Here is a 19,160-nt window from a genome sequence, read left to right on the forward strand (position 1 = left end):
CGGAGAACAGTGCGAGACGGCTTCCACCGCGTACCGTCACAGAAAGAATTAAGCCGTCTACTTGGGTATTGGTAGCACCTCACAGAGTGACGGGAGACGATCCACAGACGTCTGGGAGGGGGACCCGCGTCAGAGCAGCGATTCGTCTTCTGCCGCCGCAGTGGGGGGACAGTATGACGCCAAAGACCTCACGAACCATTAGACGGCGCGATATCCTCCGAGCAACAGGAGGAGGAATAGTCGTTGGTCGACGTCCTGCTCGCGCTGGAGTACGCCGCCGAGATCGGCGCTGACGTGGTGAATCTCAGCCTGGGAACGATCCCGTTACCGCCCGAGGCGAACGCGGCCGGACTCAGGGCCGCCAGAGAGCGAGTCGCGAACCAAATCCTCAGAGACGGCACGGTCATCACCGCCTCTGCGGGGAACAGCAGCGCGAACCTCCAGCACGGCGGGTGGTTCCGGTTCTACCCCAGCCTGGCCGGGACGGTTGCCGCGAGCGCGACCGGTGCCGACGATCTGCTGACGTTCTATTCGGATTACGGCACCAACGCGATCGACGTTGCTGCACCCGGGGGCGGAGTGGCCGATGCCGTGAAGAGCTACTGTGGCATTCTGGAGTATTTCCTCGAGGGCAGAATTGCCGATCCGGGTGAGGAGGTCCGGCTCTGCTTCCTGGAGCCGGAGGCGGTGTTTCCGATCCCGGTGCCACCGGACTATCCGGGTGCCGAGTGCTTCCCGTGTACCACGTCCGAATACCCGTACCCGCTCAACGCGATTCTCTCGACCATGTACGACCCGGCCACCGGCGAGTACGGATACGACTGGCAGGGCGGAACGTCGTTCGCGGCGCCACACGTCGCCGGTCTCGTCGCCCTCGTCCGTGAACTCGATCCGACGATGCACCCGCGGCAGGTCGAAAACGCGATCAAGCGGGGCGCCGAGGGAGCCGCCGGTCGGAGTGACCCCGACTTCGGAGCGGGGCGAATCAATGCCCTGAGCACCGTCGAACGAGTCGTGCGATAAGCGAACGTGTTCGGTGTGACTCCGAGTTCGCGAGATCGAATTCGGCCACCTCACTTTCGGAACGACAACCGAATCGGGCGATCTGCCGTAAGTGCGTCCGTCTCTCGTACGGCTATCGGACGTCCGTTCACAGTGATACCATCGGTCGGAACCCGCCTGGTCTTCGGAACCAGCGGTTTCGGACGCGAATAGGCCCGAATCCGAGCACGATACGGATGGGCGACCGACGTCGTATTTAGATACCGAACGCCGCGCGCAACATGTCTCGCGTTCCCGGTCCGAGTCCGACGGCGATCACGGTGATGAGGAGCAAGATCGTGTATCGCGGCGACTCCTCGAACATCTCGCCGTTGAACACCCAGACGACGAACGTCGCAGCCGCGAGCTTCACGAGGAGGAACGGCCACGCGTCGCCGATCACCGCGACGACGGACGCCGGGAGCAGCCGTCCGGTCCAGTCCACGATGAGGGCGTTGACGACGTGTTTCGGGACGAGATTCGACGTGCCGGTCAGCGCGGGCATCCAGTTGAGCCCGATGACGTTCGCCACGCCGTCGACGGCGTGTCCCCAGATGATGAGCGCTCCCGCGAACCCGGTCCCCTGTCGGATCGTCGGCTCGTACGCGGTCGCCAGCTTCCACGTCACGGCCGCCGAGACGGTCGCGATGACCAGCGTCAACACGAGGATGATCGGATAAAACGAGACGTAGTCGGTCGCGGCGGCGAGGTACCCCAGATACCCGACCGTCGCCGCGAGTCCGAGCGCGCCCATCGCGAACAGCGGCCTCGCGTAGTCGTCGACCAGGTCCCGGTCGGCGAGCGCGTACGCCGCGAGCACGCACAAGAGGGTGAACGCGAACACGGTGAAGTAGATGAACGGGCTTATCAACAGCGCGCTCGCCGGAAATCCGATCAGCGGCTCCGTACCGGCCCGGAGCGCAGCGATGCCCGCGTCCTCGACCGTTCGAAGCGCGCCGCCGAGCAGCATGAACGGGAACAGCGCGTAAAAGAAGCGCATCTCGGTGCCGATATCCAGCCGTCGGAGGAGGAAGACGACCCCGATCAGCATGGCGAGGAGGATCACCACGTAGCTCAGGGTAGACATCGTGGTGTAGCCGGGGAACGCGACCACGTCGCCCGCCTCGACGGCGGCCGCACACGCCGACGAGGTCCCGAGCAGCTCCGTGCCGCTCGCGTCTCGGACGGCGCACTGCGCGCCCTGTCCGTCCGCCGCCACCGGACCCCAGAAATACCGCCAGAGGAACCGGTCGTACACGAGCCGGGGCAGCGCGATCGACCCGAGCACGAGCAGTGCCGTCAGGCCGCCGACTGCCGCCGCCCACGCGCGCTCCGGCGACAGCTCGAACCGCCCGTCCGCGAAGGTGACCATGTACCCCGTTCGCGGTGCGTGCGAATTGAGGGTTCCGGTCCCGATTCGCCGGTCGCCTTCGTCCGCCCGGTCCACCTCGCTCGTCCGCTCGATCGCCTTCGTCCGCCCGATCCACCTCGCCGCTCACCAATTACGTTCGCCGCTCTCCCTCGGAGTCGTCTCCCGCTCCGCAGCATCAGATCGGCGGGCCGTCCAGTTCGTAGTCGGTTCCGAGGATGATCATCGTCTGTGACCGTGAGAACCCGTCCATCTCCGCGATCTGCTCGAACATCAGATCTCGGAGCCGATCCGTATCCTCGGCGACGACCCGCAAGATCACGTCCCACTCGCCCGTCGTCAGGTGGATCTCTCTCACCCCGTCGATATCGCGGAGGCGATCGAGCGCGTCCTCCTCGCGGCCCTGCTCGACGCGCAGCCCGACGAACGCGCTGACCCCGTACCCGACCGCCTTGGGATCGATCTCGGCGTGGTACCCCTCGATAACGCCGGCGTCCTCCATGCGACCGACCCGGTCGTGGACGGTCGCACTCGACATGTCGATCTGCCGTGCGACCTCGGAGAAGGGCGTTCGAGCGTCCGCCTGAAGGATGCGGAGGATCGCGCGATCCGTCTCGTCGAGTTCCATGCGTGTCGTTGGTTGGCAGCCGTCTTTTCACTTCCGACGGCCCGGTGCGCCTCTCGCCTTCTCCTGAGACAGTCGTCAGCTGTCCCGGGTCGAAAACGTTCCCTCGCGGATGGCCGCCTCGGCCGCGGCGAGGGCCTCCTCGGCGTCGAAGGCGTCGACGATTGCTTGCAGGTCCGCCGGGGGCTCGTCCGCGAGCTCGCGTGCGTGAACGGTCACGTTCGGCACCGCGCGGATCAGGTTGTCGATGATCGGGATATCGGCCGTCTGTGGCGATCGACTCCCCGGATTCAGATCGATCACGATCTCCGTCTTCCCCATCGCGTCGAGCGCCTCGGCGCGGTCCCCGTCCTCCAGCGGGACGACGACCACGTCAGCCGCCTCGATTCCGTCGGCGTCGACGGTGCCCCGGGCGTGCTCTAGTCCCGGTATCTCCCCGTCAGCCGCCAGTCCCTTCACCTCGTTGGCGCCGTGTTCGCGGAGGTGGTCGGCGATCCGGCGCACTCGCTCCTCCGTGTGATTGAACAGGTTCACCTCGAGGTCGGCGTCGACCGCGTCGGCGAGTTCCACCGTCTCCGCGGGTGCCAGCGCCGCGACGTTCCCGTTCACCGAGAGCACCGGATGATCGGCGAGGAGGAGCGCCGCGGCCGCGGTCCGCTCGGCTGCGTCCGCGCTCGGGAGGGTCCGCTCGCCGAGCAGGTAGTCGAACGCTTCCCCGCGCCCCTGCGCGATGAGTCCCTGTCTGGAGGTGATCCCCGCCTCGACGCCTGCCTCGATCCGGTGGCGCGTCACGAGCGACGCGTACCGCGGGTGGTCCTCGGGGATCTCCGGCTCCGTCATACCTTCCGATGACCATCCGTCAAATAAAAACGCCCCGTTCGCGGCCACCTGTTGCCGCACGCTACCAAACCGCCCAAAAGTTAAAACAGTCCGACACGTAGATCCGGACGCGATGAATAGGACTGGCAAGTACACCGTCGTGAAAGCGTGTAACGCCCACGGGGCGGTGACGCTCCGTGAACATCCCCGGAACGAGACGCTGCACGTCGTCGAGTACGACGACCCGAAGGTGGAAGCCGAGCTATCTTCCCTCGACAGCGGCTCCGTCGTCGAGCTTGAGCTTCGACGTACCGGTCGGCGAGGGAACGCGTGGTGCGCCGAGTCCGCGCGCGCGGTCAACAGCGTCTGATGACGGGCGCCGACCTCCCGAGCGTTCCCCGAGCATCCATTTTGCGTCAGGCGACCCCGATCCGCTCTCGGTAGGTCCCGTGCGCTGCCTCGAAGATAGCCATGATCTCGCCCATCGTGGCGTAGGCTTTCACCGCGTCGACGATGACCGGCATCACGTTCTCGCCATCGTCGATCGCGTTCCGCAGGTCGTCTAACGCCGCCTCCACGGCGTCGTCGTCGCGCTCGTCTTTCACCGATTCCAGTCGATCGAGCTGTCGCTCCCGGGTCGTTTCGTCGAGGTGGAGCAGATCCGGTCTCGTGTCCTCGTCGATCGCGTGTTTGTTCACGCCGACGACCGTCTCCTCACCCGTATCGACGCGCTCTTGGTACTCGTAGGCCGCCCCCTGAATCTCGCGGTGGAAGTACCCCTGCTCGATCCCGGAGAGCACGCCGTCGCGGACGGCGCCGTCGCCCATCTCTTTGATCTCCTCGATGTACGCCATCGCGTCGGCTTCGATCTCGTCGGTGAGCGACTCGACGGCGAACGAGCCGCCGAGCGGGTCGGCGATGTCGGCCGCGCCGGACTCCTCGGCGATGATCTGTTGGGTGCGAAGCGCGACGCGTACGGCCTGCTCGGAGGGCAGCGCGAGCGCCTCGTCGAAGGAGTTCGTGTGGAGGCTCTGCGTCCCGCCGAGTACCCCCGCGAGCGCCTGTAGCGTGACGCGAACGACGTTGTTCAGGGGCTGCTGGGCCGTCAGCGACTGGCCCGCGGTCTGGGTGTGGAACTTCAGCTGTTTGGAGGCGTCCGCCTCGGCGTCGTACCACTCGTCCATGATCCGCGCGTAGATCCGACGAGCCGCGCGGAACTTCGCGACTTCCTCGAAGATCGAGTTATGCGAGTTGAAGAAGAAGGAGAGCTGCGGTGCGAACTCGTCGACGTCGAGTCCGCGGTCGAGACACGCCTCCACGTACGCGAATCCGTCGGAGAGGGTGAAAGCGAGCTCTTGAGTGGCGGTCGACCCCGCCTCGCGGATGTGGTATCCGGATATCGAGATGGGCTTGAACTTCGGCGTCTCGTCGACCGCGAACTCGATCGTGTCCGTCACGAGATCGATCGAGGGCTCCGGGGGGATCACCCACTCCTTCTGTGCGATGAACTCCTTGAGCATGTCGTTCTGTAAGGTCCCGCGAAGCTCCTCGCGCGGCACGCCCTGTTGGTCCGCGATGGCGACGTACATCGCGTAGATCACGGGGGCGCTCGGGTTGATCGTAAACGAGGTGGACACCTCGCCCACGTCGATGCCGTCGAAGAGGACCTCCATGTCGCGGAGGGTGTCGACGGCGACGCCCTCCTTGCCGACCTCGCCGAGCGACATCGGGTCGTCGGAGTCGAGCCCCATCAGCGAGGGCATGTCGAAGGCGGTCGAGAGCCCGGTCTGGCCCTCGTCGATCAGGTAGTGGAACCGCTCGTTCGTCTCCTCGGCGGTGCCGAAGCCGGCGAACTGCCGCATCGTCCACGTCCGTCCGCGGTACATCGTCGGGTACACGCCCCGCGTGTACGGCTCCTCGCCCGGGAAGCCGAGATCAGCGTCGTAGTCGAGGTCGGCGACGTCGGCGGGCGTATATAGCCGATCGACCTCGTGGTTCGACACCGTGGCGAACCGGTCACGTCGCTCGCCGTGCCGGTCGATCACCGGATCGAGCGTCTCCGCTTTCCACGCCTCGTGGGCCTCGCGGATCTCGGAGAGCTCCTCGTCGTCGTACATACCCCGAGCTACCCGCCGATTGCGTATAAATATTCATTATGTTTTAGAACGGGGAGGGAAACCGCCGCTCCCAGAGCGACAGTCGTCAGCGACCGCCGAACAGCCGCTCCCACAGCGACCGCGCAGACGGGCGCTCCGAGAGCAACACCGGCGTGTCGAGGCGATCGATGGTGTCGAACGCGAGCGAGCCGCGAATCACTCGCGAGAGCAGCCCGCGCTCCGTCGCTCCGATGACGACGAGGCTGTACTCCTCGCCGACCCGTCCGATCGTCTCCTCGACCCCGCCCGTCTCGATGCGCAGCTCCGCGTCGCCGAGGCCGTGTCCGTCGGCCCAGCCGGCGAGGAACTCACGGCCGGAGTCCTCGTCGCCGGGGTCGACCACGTACAGCAGCGAGACATCGACGCCGACCGTGTCTCGGAGCGCCTTCGCGACCTCCGCGGAGAGATCGGAGGAGGGGCCGCCGGCGGTCGGGACGAGCACGTCCGAGAGATCCAGCCGCTGGCCGTCCAAGACGAGGAAGTCACAGGGCAGGTCGTGGGTGAGCTCGTCCAGCGACCCCTGGACGCGCCCGCCGGCGAACCGTGTTCCGCCGTACCCCATCACCACGGTGTCGGCGTCGTTCGTCCGCGCGGCGTCGAACACCTCCTCGATCCCTCTGTGAGAGAGGATCGTCTTCGTGTCGATCGGCACGTCGAACGCCGCGGCGTCCGCCGTCGCGGCGGCGAGCAGCTCCTCCGACGAGGTGTCGATCGCCTCCCGGTTCTCGGCGGCGGTCTCCAGCGAGGTCTGGTCCGGGACCGTCACGATGTGCGTCGCGAGCACGCGACCGCCTTTGTGCTCGGCTATCGCCCCCGCGAGCGTGATGAGCGCGCTCTCGGTCCGCGGGTTCGACACGGCGACCATGACCGTCGGCCCGTCGTTCCCGGTCCCGGTCGGTGCGACCGCGTCGGCGGCGTCGACCACCTGATGGGGGAGATCCGCCTCGCGGCTCCGGATGAACTCCGAGAGCACGCCCTGCTTATCCGTCTTGTCCCGGGCGTAAATGAAGTACCACGCCACGGCCGCGATGACGAACGCCGCCGACAGCGCGATCTCGATCCCGTCCATGAACGCGACGAGCCCGAGCGACAGAACCGCGCCGAGAATCGGCGTGATCGGGTACAGCGGGACGGTGAAGTCCGGGTCGTACTCCGGTGTATCGGCCTCGCGGAAGACGATGAGCCCGACGTTCATCAGCGCGTACACGATGAGGTGGAGCACGCTCGCCGCCTTCGCGAGGATCTCGATCTCCTGGCCCAACAGCGCGATGAAGACGACGATGAGCGCCCCGGTCACGAGGATCGATCGGTACGGCGTCGCGTAGTTCGGGTGGATCTCGTTGAGCCAGTTGGTGACGATCTTGTCCCGACCCATCGCGAAGTTGATCCGGGCGGACGCGAGGATCGAGGCGTTCGCCGAGGAGGCGGTCGCGAGGAGCGCGCCCACGGTCATCACCGCGGCCGCCCCGCCCGCGACTCCCGTCACCGGCCCGATGGACTCGGGGAAGGCGACCCGCGCCGCCTGCGCCACCGGCGCGTCTTGGCTGAGCTCCGGCCACGGGATGACGCCCAGCATCATGGTCACGAGGATCGCGTAGATCACCGTGACGATGGCGACGCTCCCGATGATGGCGATGGGGAGGTTCCGCCCGGGGTTCTTCAGCTCCTCGGCGACGGTCGCGATCTTCGCGTACCCGAGGAAGGAGACGAACACGAGCGCGGTCCCCGGGAGGATCGCGCCGTAGCCCGCCGGTGCGAGTCCGCCCTCGTTGCCCGCGAGCGTCGCGTAGTCGAACGAGAGGAACCCGGCGACAGAGAACGCGGCGAGGATCGATAGCAGCAGGAAGACGATCACCGTCTGGACCCCGCCGGTCTCCTTCGCGCCGATGTAGTTGACGGCGACGAACACCACCCCGGCGATGAGGGCTCCGAGCTGGATCGGATTGAGGAACGCGACCGCCGGGAGTCCGACGAAGACGGCGAGGTACTGGCCGAAGCCGATACAGTAGAACGCGGAGGCGAACGCGAGCCCCATCCAGTCGCCCATTCCGGCGATCGAGCCGAACATGGGCCCGAGCGACTTGTTGATGTAGTAGTAGCCGCCGCCGGCCTTCGGCATCGCCGTCCCGAGTTCGGAGACGGACAGCGCGTTCACCATCGCGATCATCCCCCCGACGACGAACGAGACGACCACGATGGGACCGGCGCCGCCGTCGGCGTTGACGGCCACGCCCGGCAGCACGAAGATACCGGCACCGATCATCGTCCCGATCCCGATCGTCATCGCCGAGACGAGACCGAGGTCCTTCGCGAGTTCCTCGTCGCTCATTCGTCTGTGGTCACCTCGCTATCCGCGTTCATCCGGACATCTCCTCCGACCAGCCGTCCGAAGAACCCACGGGAGCTGCGTTTCTCCGCGAGCAGCACGGAACACTCAACGTCGTTAAGCACCTGCAACACGAGCGATCCGCGGACCAGTCGCGAGAGCAGCCCCTTTTCGGTGGCGCCGATGATGAGCATCGTCGCGTCCCGCGCAGCCCGATCGATCGCGGCTTCCACGTCGCCGCTTTCGATCCGCATCGTCGCATCGGAAAGATCGTGCTCAGCGGCCCACTCCGTGAGGAACGCCTGCCCTGCGTCCTCATCATTGTCGACGTGCAGCAGCGTGATCTCACTGTCAAATTCGACTTGCAGCATCCGGGCGACCGCAGCGGAGAGGTCGGAGGCCGGACCGCCGGCGGTCGGCACGAGAATCCGCGACGGATCGAAGCCGCGATCGCGGAACACGAGGAAGTCGGAAGGGAGCGAATGCGCGAGTTCGTCGACCGCCGTCTCCGCGCGTCCCGGCGCACCATGAGAGTCCTCTCCCCATCCCATCACGGTGAGGTCTGCGCCGTAGGTCCGAGCCGCGTCGAACACCTCCTCGAACACGCGGTGTGAGAGGACGACGTGCGTCTCCACGTCGACGCCGAACGTCTCGGCGTCGTCGCGGGCGCGGTCGAGCAAGTCGTGGGCTGCGGTGTGTGCCCCCCGATCGCGTGCGGCCTCAAGGGGAGTCTGATCCGGCACGTTCGCGATGTTCACGGCAACGACCGTCCCGTTGCGCTGTTTAGCGATAGCGGACGCGAGCGTGATCAGGTGCTCTTCGGTCGCCGGGTTCGCGAGCGGTACCATCACGCGGTAGTCGTCGCCGCTCGGTTGGACCGACGTGGCCGCGGAGACGGCCGATTTGGGAAGTTCGTCGGAGCGGTCGAGGACCCACGACCCCAACACGCCTCGCGACTCCACCTTATTACGGGCGTAGATCAGGTACCAGAGCACCGCGAAAACGACGAGCCCCGCCGAGAGCAGGATGATCGTCGGCTCGATGTAGGCGATCAGCGCGAACGAGGATACCGCGCCGATAACCGGAACGACCGGGTAAAATGGGACCTCGAAGTCGGGGTCGTACCCCTCGACACCCGACTCGCGCATCACGATGAGCGCGATGTTGAGGAGGCCGTAGACCACGAGGTGAAGCACCGACCCCATCGTCGCGAGCGGCTCGACGCCGCCGATGACAAGGAACAGGAGAATGAGCGCGCCGGTGAGCGCGATCGACTTATACGGGGTGCCGAAGCGTTTGTGAATCTCGTTGAGCGACGGGGTGACGATCTTCTCGCGGCCCATCGCGAAGTTGATCCGCGACGACGAGAGGATCGACGCGTTCGCCGAGGACGCGGTCGCGAGCAGCCCGCCGATCAGCAGCATCCCGGCGCCGACCGCGCCCAGGGAGTAGCCGAACACGGAGTAGTTGCCGAACAGGAGTCTGGCGGCGTCGACGACCGCAGTCTCGTTGTTCGCGACGAGTTCGTTCGGTACCGCCGCGAGTAGCACGACGAGGAACAGCGCGTACACGATAGTGACGGTGACGACCGAGCCGAGCACCGCGAGCGGGAGGTTCCGTCCGGGGTTCTTGATCTCCTCGGCGACCGAGGTGATCTGGACGAACCCGAGATACGAGACGAAGATGATCCCCGTCACCGGGAGCACTTGGCTGGTCGTTCCCGGCGGCGCGATCGGTCGCAGCGACTCCATGTCGGCGTTCAACAGCCCGACGACGGTGAACACGGCGAGGATACCCATAAGCGACATCACGATAACGATCTGGAGCCCGCCGGTCTCCTTCGCACCGAAGTAGTTGACCGCGATGAAAAGCAGCGCGCCCGCGAGCCCGATCACCTGCGCGGCCTCCAGCGTCACCGGCCCGAGTCCGACGGGGCCGAGTCCGAGGAGGGCGTTGACGTACTCGCCGAAACCGTACATGTAAAAGGCGGAGGCGAACGCGAGCCCGAGCCAGTTCGCCCAGCCCGCGACGGAGCCGAACATGGGTCCGAGCGCCCGGTTGACGTAGAAGTACGCGCCGCCGGACTTGGGCATCGCCGTGCCGAGCTCGGAGGCCGACAGGGCGGTGAACAGCGCGATTACGCCGCCGAGGACGAACGTCGCCGCCGCGAGAGGGCCGGCGCGGGCGACCGCGGTTCCGGGCAGCACGAAGATCCCGGCACCGATCATCGTCCCGATCCCGATCGTGAGCGCCGCGAGCGGACCGAGATCCTTCGCGAGCTCCTCGTCGCTCATTCGTCCGATCCCTCACGCGGGAGCGCGACCACCGGAACCGTCGCCTTCGTTACGAGCTTCACGGAGAGGTCACCGGAGAGGAACTGCATGACCCGGTTCCCGCCCCGCGATCGGTAGACGATCGCGCTCGCGCCGACCTCGTCGGCCGCGTCGAGGATCGCCGCGGCGACGTCTCGGGCGTACGCCGTGTGCTCGTCGGCGTTCGGGAACACCTCTCGAACGGCGGCGTACGACTCCGCCGCCAGCTCCTCGGACTGTTCCACCGGCGTCTTGTCGGGAACGCCCTCACCCTTCTCGACGACGTGCAGCGCGGTCACTCGTTCCGGGTCGTACGGTTCGAGCGCCGCGGCCGTCGCCGCGGCGTCGTCCTCGTTGGCGACGGGGAGGAGCACGTGACCGAGGAGGTCCAATCGGTCGTCGTCGGTGCGTGTCATGCGCGGTGATATATATTCGCGGGTTAAGAACCTGACTGGTGTCGGTTGCGTGGCGTAGGTCGGCTGAACGAGCCTCTCGTACGCTGAGAAGCGGTCATCGATCCGTCAGTAACCTCGGTCGGGCACATAGCTCACTCCTCGACCGTTCGCTTTACCGGGTGCGACATCGATAACGGTTCATGAACGGTTTGAAGCGCCGCGTGGCCGGGTACTTCGCGGTCCTCGCGGTCGCGCTCGTGGTGACGACGCTCGGGTACCAGTGGGGGATGGCGACGTACGAGGGCCGACCGCGGACGTTCCTCGACGCGCTGCAGTTCACCGTCGAGATGTTCACCACGACCGGGTTCGGCGGCGACTCGCCGTGGGAGACCCCACAGATGCACGCGTACATCATCGTCACCGACCTCCTCGGCATGGCGTTGCTGGTCGGCGCGCTGCCCGTCGTCGCGACCCCACTTTTTAAATCGGCACTGTCGGCGGCCGCCCCTGAGCGAGCTGACAGCGACCTCGACGATCACGTCGTGATCTGCTCGTACACCGCCCGATCGGAGGTCCTCATCGACGAACTCGACTCGCAGGGGATTCCTCACGTCATCGTCGAATCCGACCGCGAGCGGGCGAACGAGCTGTACGAGGACGACCTCCGCGTGATCCGCGCGGACCCGGCGACGACCGACGGGCTTGAGGCGGCGCGGCTCGGTGCCGCGCGGGCGCTCGTCGCCGATCTGTCCGATCAGCTGGACGCGAGCATCGTCCTCACGGCGAAGGAGGTCGACGCCGACGTCCGGGTGGTCAGCGTCGTCGAGGACCCGGACAGCGCGCGGTATCACCGACTGGCAGGCGCCGATCACGTCCTCTCGCCGCGGTCGCTGCTCGGCCAGAGCCTCGCCGCGAAGGTGACGACGGCGGTGCGCACCGAGATCGGCGAGGCGGTGGCGATCGGCGATCGACTCCAACTCGCGGAGGTGTCGATCCGCCACGGGAGCGACCTCGCCGGAACGACGCTCGCCGAGAGCGGCATCCGCGAGGAGTCGGGGGCGTCGGTGATCGGCGTGTGGATCCGCGGCGAGTTCGACCCGACGCCCGCACCCGACACGCGCCTCCCGGCGGGAACCGTGGTGCTCGTTTCGGGGCGGAGCGACCAGCTGGAACGGCTCGTCGACATGGCGCAGTCGTCGGTCCGTCGGTTCCGGGCCGGGAAGACGATTATCGTCGGTCACGGTCAGGTGGGCCAAACCGTCGCCGCCGAACTCGCGGACGCCGGGCTCCCGCACACGATCGTCGACCGAGAAGACGCCGACGGCGTCGACGTCGTCGGCGACGCGACCGAGCCGGAGACGCTCACCGCGGCCGGGATCGAGGACGCCGAGACCGCGGTCCTCGCGCTTCCGGACGACACCACGACGGAGTTCGCCACGCTCGTGATCCGCGATCTCGCGCCCGACACGGAGATAATCGCTCGGATCGATCGGGACGAGAACGCCTCGAAGACGTACCGCGCCGGTGCCGACTACGTCCTGTCGCTGTCGACCGTCACCGGCCGGATGACCGCGTCGCGGCTCTTGGAGGACCGGGACGTGCTCTCGCTCGAACAGCAGGTCGAGGTGATCCGCGAGCGCGCGCCGGGGCTCGAAGGGCGTACCCTCGGCGACGCGAACGTCCGCGATCGGACCGGCTGCACCGTGATGGGAATCGAACGCGACGGGTCCGTGATCACCGAAATCGGGCCGGGGACGGTGATCGAACCCGACGACGAACTGATCGTCGTCGGCACCGACGACGGGATCCGCGAGTTCGAGCGAGAGTTCTGCCAGTAAGTGTCGCTGGCCGTCCGTGTTCGGACGGTCAGTCGTCGATCCCGGCGATGAACAGCGCGAGTACGGGGACGATCTCCAGCCGGCCGATCCACATGAGGCCGATCATCAGCAGCTTCGTCGTGTTCGGGAGGAACTCGTAGCTGCCGAACGGGCCGAGCGGGCCGAGCCCCGGACCGACGTTTCCGATCGTCGCGAGCGACGCGGCGAGCGCCTCGATCCCGCTCAGCGGCTCGCCGATGCGCGCGGTGTCGATTTCGATGAACACCGCCGCCAGCGCGAAGATGAGCAAGTACAGCATGGTGAACACCAGGATGCCGCGGATCACCTCTTCGTCGATGACTTCGCCGCCGAGTCTGACCGGGCGAACCACGTCCGGGTTCGCGGTCGTGTACAGTTCGCGGCGCAGTGTCTTGAAGACGACGAGCCACCGGATCACCTTGATCCCGCCGCCGGTCGAGCCGGCCGACCCGCCGATGAACATGACCAAGAGGAGGAAAAACTGCGTCTGTACGTCCCACTGCGCGAAGTCAGCGGTCGCGAACCCGGTGGAGTTCATGAGCGACGCGATCTGGAACGCCCCCTGTCTGAGGGCGTTTTCGAGGGTGCCCTCCGTGACGCCGCCGATCTCCGTGGCCGGTGCGCCGCCGTAGAACAGGCCGATCGCGAGCACGCCGGTGAGCCCGGTCACCAGCCCGAGGTACGTGCGGAACTCGGTGTTTTCGACCATCCGGGTGGTGTCGTCCCGGAGGAGGTACCAGAACAGCGCGAAGTTGACTCCCGCGAGGACCATGAAGGGGATGAACACCCACTGGGCGATCGGCGAGAAGGCCGCGATGCTGTCGGCCTCCGGCGAGAACCCGCCGGTCGGGAGCGTGGAGAAGCCGTGGGCGATCGCGTTGTACAGGTCCATGTTCGGCGCGAGGCCGGTGAGTCCGAGCACGAACAGGATACCGATGAGCAGCAGGGTGAACGCGAGGTAGATGAGCCAGAGCGCGCGGGCCGTCTCGGCGATCCGCGGCGTGAGTTTCTGGAGTCCCGGGCCGGGTGCCTCCGATTTCATCAGCTGTGCGCCGTTGACCGCGAGCTGCGGCAGGATCGCGACCATCAGCACGATGATCCCCATGCCGCCGAGCCACTGGGTGAGCTGTCGCCACATCAACACGGCGTGCGAGTGCTGCTCGAAGCTGATCTCGGCGGTGACGGTCGCCCCCGTGGTCGTGAATCCGCTCATCGACTCGAAGAGGGCGTTTATCGGGTGACCGAGCGCGGAGCCGTTGCCGTACCCCGCGATAATGTAGGGAATCGCGCCGACGATCGCCGCCATGAGCCACGCGAGCGAGACGACGGCGAGCGCGTCCCGCGGCCCGAGGTCCGGATCGTCTTCGAGGCGTTCGAGCCCCGCGCCGATCGCGACGCCGATCGCCATCGATGCCGCGAACGTCAGGGCGTCTTCCCCGTAGATCAGCGCCACGACGAGCGGGACGCTCATCGCCGCCGAGAGGTACTTCACGATGCTCCCGGTGTAGCTGAGTGTCGCCCGCGTGTCGATCGTTCGTGTCATGTTCGTTTTGCGTGTTTTCGTCTCGTGCCCTCAAGAGGTCCAGAACGCCTTCGTGAACAACACGAGCACCGGGATGATCTCGATCCGGCCGATCCACATCAGGACGATCATCACGGTCCGCGTCGTCATCGGGAAGGAGGCGTACGTCCCGTACGGTCCGGCCGCCCCGAACGCGGGGCCGATGTTGAGGAACGTCGACGCGGCCGCGCCCATCGCCTCGAACTCGCCGACTCGAAGCCCCGCTCGCTCGGCGTCCGCGACGACGAACACCGTCAGCAAAAAGAAGATGACGACGCTCAACAGGACGTACGCGTAGATGTCGCGGATCGTCTCCTCGTCGACCGGCTTCCCCGAGTTCCGAACGGGTCGAACGGAGTCCGGATGAACGGCCGTGAACAGGTCGCGTTTGAACGCCTTCAGGGCGACCATCCAGCGAAGTGACTTGATCGAACACGTCGTCGACCCGACCATCCCGCCGAGGAACATCCCCATGAACAGCATGTGTTTCGCCCCCGGTGCCCACAGGTCGAAGTCGACGCTGGCGTAGCCGGTGGTCGTGATGATCGACGCGACGTTGAAGACGGCGTGTCGGACCGTCCCCTCCGCGCCGAACGTCGTCTCCGGGTCGGCGTACAACACGAGCGCGACGATCGCGGCGAACGTCGCGATCGAACCCAGATAGAAGTGGAACTCGTCGTTTTTCAGCAGGCGCATCGGCTCGCCGTTGATGGCGAAGTACATGAGCACGAAGCTCGTCGAGCCCGCGACCATGAACGGGACGACGGCCCACTGGATCGCCGGGTGAAACGCCCCCACCGAGAGCGGCTCCGGCGAGAACCCCGCGGTCGCGACGGAGGTGAACGCGTGCGCGATCGCGTTATATAAGTCCATCTGCGGATCGAGCGCGAGCCCGAGCGCGAAGTACACGGCGACCGCGAGAAGGGTCAAGCCGAGGTAGAGCCCCCAGATGAGTCGCGCCGTCTGCGAGATTTTCGGCGTGAGCTTGTTCAGGTCCCGCGTCTGCGTCTCCGATTCCATCAGCTGTGCCCCACCGACGCCGAGCTCGGAGAGGACGGCCGTCGCGAGGATGAGGATGCCGAGCCCCCCGAGCCACTGGATCAGCTGCCGCCACATCAACACCGACTGCGAGTGGATCGAGAAGTCCTCCAGCACGGTCGCGCCCGTCGTCGTCAGGCCGCTCATCGATTCGAACATCGCGTTCACCGGGTGCGCGACCGTTCCCACCCCGGCGACGAGGAACGGAATCGCCCCCACTCCGGCGACGAGCAGCCAGATCGACGCGACCGCGAGGAACGCCTCTCGGGGACCGAGGTCGTCGTCCGGATCGCGGAGGGAGCGTAACCCCGCTCCGAGCGCGATCGTCGTCGCGATCGCCGCGAGAAATGGGAGCGGCGACTCTCGGTAGAACAGCCCGACGAGGAGCGGAAAGGCCAGCGGGATCGCGAGGTAGACGAGCACGTCTCCCGTCAGCCCCGCGCTCGCTCGCCAGTCGACACGGATGGTCCGTCCGGACATCACGCCATCGACGCCAGTTCGGAGGTGAACGCGGTCTCGACGAGCACGATGATGCTGTCCCCCGGCTGCAGCACGGTGTCGCCGCGCGGCGTCACGTGCTGGCGGTCTCGAACGATCGCGCCGATGACGAACTTCGCGTCGATCTCGTCGACCAGCTCCTGAATCGGTCGCCCGACCAGCGCACAGCCCTCGTCGAGCTCGAGTTCGAGCACCTCCGCCTGGTCGTTCTCGAGGACCGCGATGTTCTCGGCGACGCTCTCGAAGGTGAACCGGGTGATCTCCTCGGCGGTCACCGTCCGCGGGTTGATGGCGACGTCGATGCCGAGCTCCTCGAACACCGTGACGTAGTCCGCGCTGTCGACGACGGCGACGACGCGGTCCACGCCGAGTCGCTTCGCCAACACCGCGGCGAGGAGATTCCGCTCGTCGGATTCGAGCGCGGTGACGACGATGTCGGCCTCGTCGACGTGCTCCCGCGTCAGGAACTCGGTGTCCGTCGCGTCGTGTTGCATCACCACGGTGTTCGGCAGCTGCTCGGCCAGCCACCGGGCTCGGACCGGGTCCTGCTCGATGAGCCGCGAGGACAGGCCGCGCTCCTCTAAGATCCGCCCGGTCTGATAGCCGATCTCGCTGCCGCCGACGACCACGATCTCGTCGGCCTTGTCCGGAGTCGTATCGGGTGCGATGTCGTTCGCGAACGCCTGGACGCTCTCCGGGCTTCCGACGACGACGGCGCGGTCCTCCGGCTGAATCCGCGTGTCACCGCGGGGAATAATCATGTCGCCGTTGCGGAACAGCCCGACGAACGTGAGCGACTCGAAGCGGTCCGCCTCGGCGATCGTCTGGTTCGCGACCGGGCTCCCCTCGCCGATCTCGAACTCGGCCATCTGGACGAGACCGCCCGCGAACGGGTCGACGTCGATGGCGGCCGGGAGGCCGATGACGCGGACGATGTTCTCGGCGGTCAGGAGATCCGTACACACCATGAAATCGACACCGAAGGCGGTGTCGTCGCGCTGCCACGTGTGGAGGTAGTCCGTGCTCTTCACGCGGGCGATGGTGAACGCCGCGTCGAACGTCTTCGCGGTCCCGCAGGCGACGAGATTCGTCTGATCGTCGTCGGTACAGGCGATGAAGAGGTCCGATTTCGCGACGTCCGCGCTCGCTTGAATGGGCGAGGACGTCCCGTCGCCGGTGATCGTGAGCACGTCGTACTGGTATTTGATCTCTTCCGCGCGGTCGGCTTCGATGTCGATGACGACGACCTCGTGGTTGGACGCGAGGGTGGCGGCGATACTCGTGCCGACCTCGCCGGCGCCGACGATGACCACGTGCATGGACGCACCGATTCGCCCGACACTCAAGTTCGTTACTATCGGGATCCCGAACCGGATCGGGAACACAGTGCCGCTGTTTTCCGCCAAAACGGCCCGGAGACGGACGCTACTCCCCGCTGTAGAACGCCGCGGGCTCCTCCCACGCGTTCCGTCCGGAAACGGTCCGCTGCGGGAACGGGATAGTGATGTCCTCCTCGTCGAACCGCTCTTTCACGGCCTTCACGTAGTCCGCTCGCGCTTTCACGAAGTCCGACCGCGACGGGTCGTCGATCCAGATCCGCGACTGGAGTCCGACGTACGAGTCGGCGAGTTCCGTCAACCGCACCGAGGGGGCGGGGTCTTTTAAGATCGCGTCGCTCTTTTCGGCCTCCTCGACGATGATCTCCGTCGCCTTGTCGACGTCGTCCTCGTAGTCGATGCCGAAGACGAACTTCAGCCGGAGCGTCTTCTTCGCGACGGGGTTCTTGACGACGTCGCCGGTGAGCACGGCGTTCGGCACCGTCAACAGCTCGTTGTCGAACGTCCGAACGCGGGTGACGCGGAACGAGATGTCCTCCACGATCCCCGAGTTGTCGTCCCACTCGATCCAGTCGCCGATGCGGAACGGCTTGTCCGTGTAGATGAACACGCCCGCGACGAAGTTCTTGATCACGTCCTGTAACGCGAAGCCGATCGCGAGCGTCGCCGCGGCGGCGATCGTCGCCAGCGACCGGAGGAAGTCCTCGTAGCCGGCCGCGCCGAAGGCGATCGTGATCCCCACGAATAAGATGAGAAAGGTGGCGATCTTGTTCAGCGGCCGTCGCGCGTGCGCGTCGAGCCCCTGTCTGTCGAGCACCCGCTCGACGAGGGGGTTGAACACGACCTTGTTGAGGACGTACACCGCGACCATGACGACGACGAAGATCGCCGCGGAGATGACCGCGCCCGCGAGCGGTCCGAGAAACGTCTCTAAAAACGCGGTGACGGTGGTCACCGCGAGCGCGCCTCCAGTCGACGTCGCCGCTGGCATCAGTGGAGCACCGCCGTGTTCCCGCGCGTCTCGATCAGCCCGGCGTTGACGGCATCTGCGAGTTCCGCCGCGAGTTCGTCGGTGGTGGTCCCGCCGCGGGCCGCTCGCAGGAACTTCACCTTCACGAGCTTGGCGTCGCCCAGTTGGTCGGCCAGTTCGTCGACGACCGCGTCGATGCCGTGTTTCCCGACCCAGACCGTGACGTCGAGGTCGTGCGCCTCCTTGCGAAGCTGTTGGTCGCTCATACTCGGTGCAATGGCCCGCGGCAGTTGAAGCTTGAGATTCGCGCCTCGGCTGTCGAACCGAACAACCCTGCCTCCGGCTACCGTCCGCGTTCCCGGTCGGTTTCGACCTCGTCGTCCCTCGCCGCGTCGCCATCGGCTCGGTTCCGCTCGGCCCATTCCGCCGCGTCGTCGATCGTCTCCGTCTCCAGCAGTCGGTCGAGCTTCCGCTCGAACTGCTCGTCGGTGAGTTCGCCGCTCGCGTACCGGGTGCGGAGTCGGGCGAGCGCGTCCGAGGCATCGGTGTCGGCGTCGCGCTCGACCCGCGTTCCCGATCGACTGCGTTCTGGGTCGCCCTCGTCGGCCTCCTCGTCGTCTTCGTCGAACAGCATCGCGACCACGGGCACGATCACGATGTACCCGAACAGCATGAACGCGAGCCACCAGCTGAACCCGAGCAGCAGGGCCGCGAGCCAGGTTCCGGTCACGGCCGTCGCGGCGATCCCCGTCGCGTTCTCCGCAAGTCGGTCGGTGAATGGAGGTCTCATCGTCGGTCGATTATCAGCGCGGCGGGTCAAAGTCGTGTCGCCGAACGCCACGAACGTGGTTTCGGGA

The 19,160-nt window shown here is 66.5% G+C and carries 16 protein-coding genes; 3 read left to right on the top strand and 13 right to left on the bottom strand.

Annotation, left to right across the window (positions count from 1 at the left end; translation table 11 throughout):
* Positions 1-243: 243 nt before the first annotated feature.
* Positions 244-1,023, top strand: a complete 780-nt coding sequence (locus tag ACNSN4_RS05250) for a S8 family peptidase (RefSeq protein ID WP_418284728.1) — start codon at positions 244-246, stop codon at positions 1,021-1,023.
* Positions 1,024-1,258: 235 nt separating this feature from the next.
* Here the strand turns inward: ACNSN4_RS05250 and ACNSN4_RS05255 are convergent, their stop codons facing one another.
* From ACNSN4_RS05255 to ACNSN4_RS05265, 3 genes are all read right to left on the bottom strand, one after another.
* Positions 1,259-2,413, bottom strand: a complete 1,155-nt coding sequence (locus ACNSN4_RS05255; protein ID WP_418284729.1) for a DUF63 family protein — start codon at positions 2,411-2,413, stop codon at positions 1,259-1,261.
* Positions 2,414-2,588: 175 nt separating this feature from the next.
* Positions 2,589-3,038, bottom strand: coding sequence for an Lrp/AsnC family transcriptional regulator (locus tag ACNSN4_RS05260; protein WP_418284730.1), 450 nt, complete (start codon positions 3,036-3,038; stop codon positions 2,589-2,591).
* 75 nt (positions 3,039-3,113) lie between these two features.
* On the bottom strand, positions 3,114-3,875 hold the full coding sequence (locus ACNSN4_RS05265) for a 4-phosphopantoate--beta-alanine ligase (RefSeq protein ID WP_418284731.1): 762 nt from the start codon (positions 3,873-3,875) through the stop codon (positions 3,114-3,116).
* 112 nt (positions 3,876-3,987) lie between these two features.
* Here ACNSN4_RS05265 and ACNSN4_RS05270 point away from each other — a divergent pair, with 112 nt between their 5' ends.
* Positions 3,988-4,224 carry a DUF7999 family protein gene (locus ACNSN4_RS05270; RefSeq protein WP_418284732.1) on the top strand — a complete coding sequence of 79 codons (237 nt, stop codon included), beginning with the start codon at positions 3,988-3,990 and terminating at the stop codon, positions 4,222-4,224.
* Positions 4,225-4,270: 46 nt separating this feature from the next.
* Here the strand turns inward: ACNSN4_RS05270 and ACNSN4_RS05275 are convergent, their stop codons facing one another.
* The 4 genes from ACNSN4_RS05275 to ACNSN4_RS05290 all read right to left on the bottom strand — a co-directional run bounded on the left by ACNSN4_RS05275 (position 4,271) and on the right by ACNSN4_RS05290 (position 11,064).
* Positions 4,271-5,971 (bottom strand): acyl-CoA mutase large subunit family protein, encoded by a 1,701-nt coding sequence (locus ACNSN4_RS05275; protein ID WP_418284733.1) that lies wholly within the window; start codon positions 5,969-5,971, stop codon positions 4,271-4,273.
* 85 nt (positions 5,972-6,056) lie between these two features.
* Complete coding sequence (locus tag ACNSN4_RS05280; RefSeq protein ID WP_418284734.1) at positions 6,057-8,339, bottom strand: amino acid permease; 2,283 nt, start codon at positions 8,337-8,339, stop codon at positions 6,057-6,059.
* Positions 8,336-10,630 carry an amino acid permease gene (locus tag ACNSN4_RS05285; RefSeq protein ID WP_418284735.1) on the bottom strand — a complete coding sequence of 765 codons (2,295 nt, stop codon included), beginning with the start codon at positions 10,628-10,630 and terminating at the stop codon, positions 8,336-8,338. The genes ACNSN4_RS05280 and ACNSN4_RS05285 overlap by 4 nt, the downstream gene beginning before the upstream one ends.
* Positions 10,627-11,064, bottom strand: a complete 438-nt coding sequence (locus ACNSN4_RS05290) for a universal stress protein (RefSeq protein WP_418284736.1) — start codon at positions 11,062-11,064, stop codon at positions 10,627-10,629. Before ACNSN4_RS05290 ends, ACNSN4_RS05285 begins: the two co-directional genes overlap by 4 nt.
* A 179-nt stretch (positions 11,065-11,243) precedes the next feature.
* Here ACNSN4_RS05290 and ACNSN4_RS05295 point away from each other — a divergent pair, with 179 nt between their 5' ends.
* Positions 11,244-12,881, top strand: a complete 1,638-nt coding sequence (locus ACNSN4_RS05295; protein ID WP_418284737.1) for a potassium channel family protein — start codon at positions 11,244-11,246, stop codon at positions 12,879-12,881.
* A gap of 28 nt (positions 12,882-12,909) precedes the next feature.
* Here ACNSN4_RS05295 and ACNSN4_RS05300 read toward each other — a convergent pair whose 3' ends face one another.
* The 6 genes from ACNSN4_RS05300 to ACNSN4_RS05325 form a co-directional block, all read right to left on the bottom strand.
* A complete protein-coding gene (locus tag ACNSN4_RS05300; RefSeq protein ID WP_418284738.1) occupies positions 12,910-14,442 on the bottom strand; it encodes a TrkH family potassium uptake protein in 1,533 nt (510 codons plus the stop codon).
* Between the two features lie 30 nt (positions 14,443-14,472).
* Positions 14,473-15,978 carry a TrkH family potassium uptake protein gene (locus ACNSN4_RS05305; protein WP_418284739.1) on the bottom strand — a complete coding sequence of 502 codons (1,506 nt, stop codon included), beginning with the start codon at positions 15,976-15,978 and terminating at the stop codon, positions 14,473-14,475.
* Positions 15,978-17,315 (bottom strand): Trk system potassium transporter TrkA, encoded by a 1,338-nt coding sequence (gene trkA / locus ACNSN4_RS05310; protein ID WP_418284740.1) that lies wholly within the window; start codon positions 17,313-17,315, stop codon positions 15,978-15,980. Before trkA ends, ACNSN4_RS05305 begins: the two co-directional genes overlap by 1 nt.
* A 106-nt stretch (positions 17,316-17,421) precedes the next feature.
* A complete protein-coding gene (locus tag ACNSN4_RS05315) occupies positions 17,422-18,324 on the bottom strand; it encodes a mechanosensitive ion channel family protein (RefSeq protein ID WP_418284741.1) in 903 nt (300 codons plus the stop codon).
* On the bottom strand, positions 18,324-18,569 hold the full coding sequence (locus ACNSN4_RS05320) for a YhbY family RNA-binding protein (RefSeq protein WP_418284742.1): 246 nt from the start codon (positions 18,567-18,569) through the stop codon (positions 18,324-18,326). Before ACNSN4_RS05320 ends, ACNSN4_RS05315 begins: the two co-directional genes overlap by 1 nt.
* Positions 18,570-18,646: 77 nt before the next feature.
* The gene (locus ACNSN4_RS05325) at positions 18,647-19,093 is read right to left on the bottom strand and encodes an SHOCT domain-containing protein (protein WP_418284743.1); all 447 of its coding nucleotides are present in this window, start codon (positions 19,091-19,093) and stop codon (positions 18,647-18,649) included.
* Positions 19,094-19,160 lie beyond the last annotated feature (67 nt).

This window comes from Halorubrum marinum (genome assembly GCF_048381195.1).
GTDB lineage: Archaea > Halobacteriota > Halobacteria > Halobacteriales > Haloferacaceae > Halorubrum.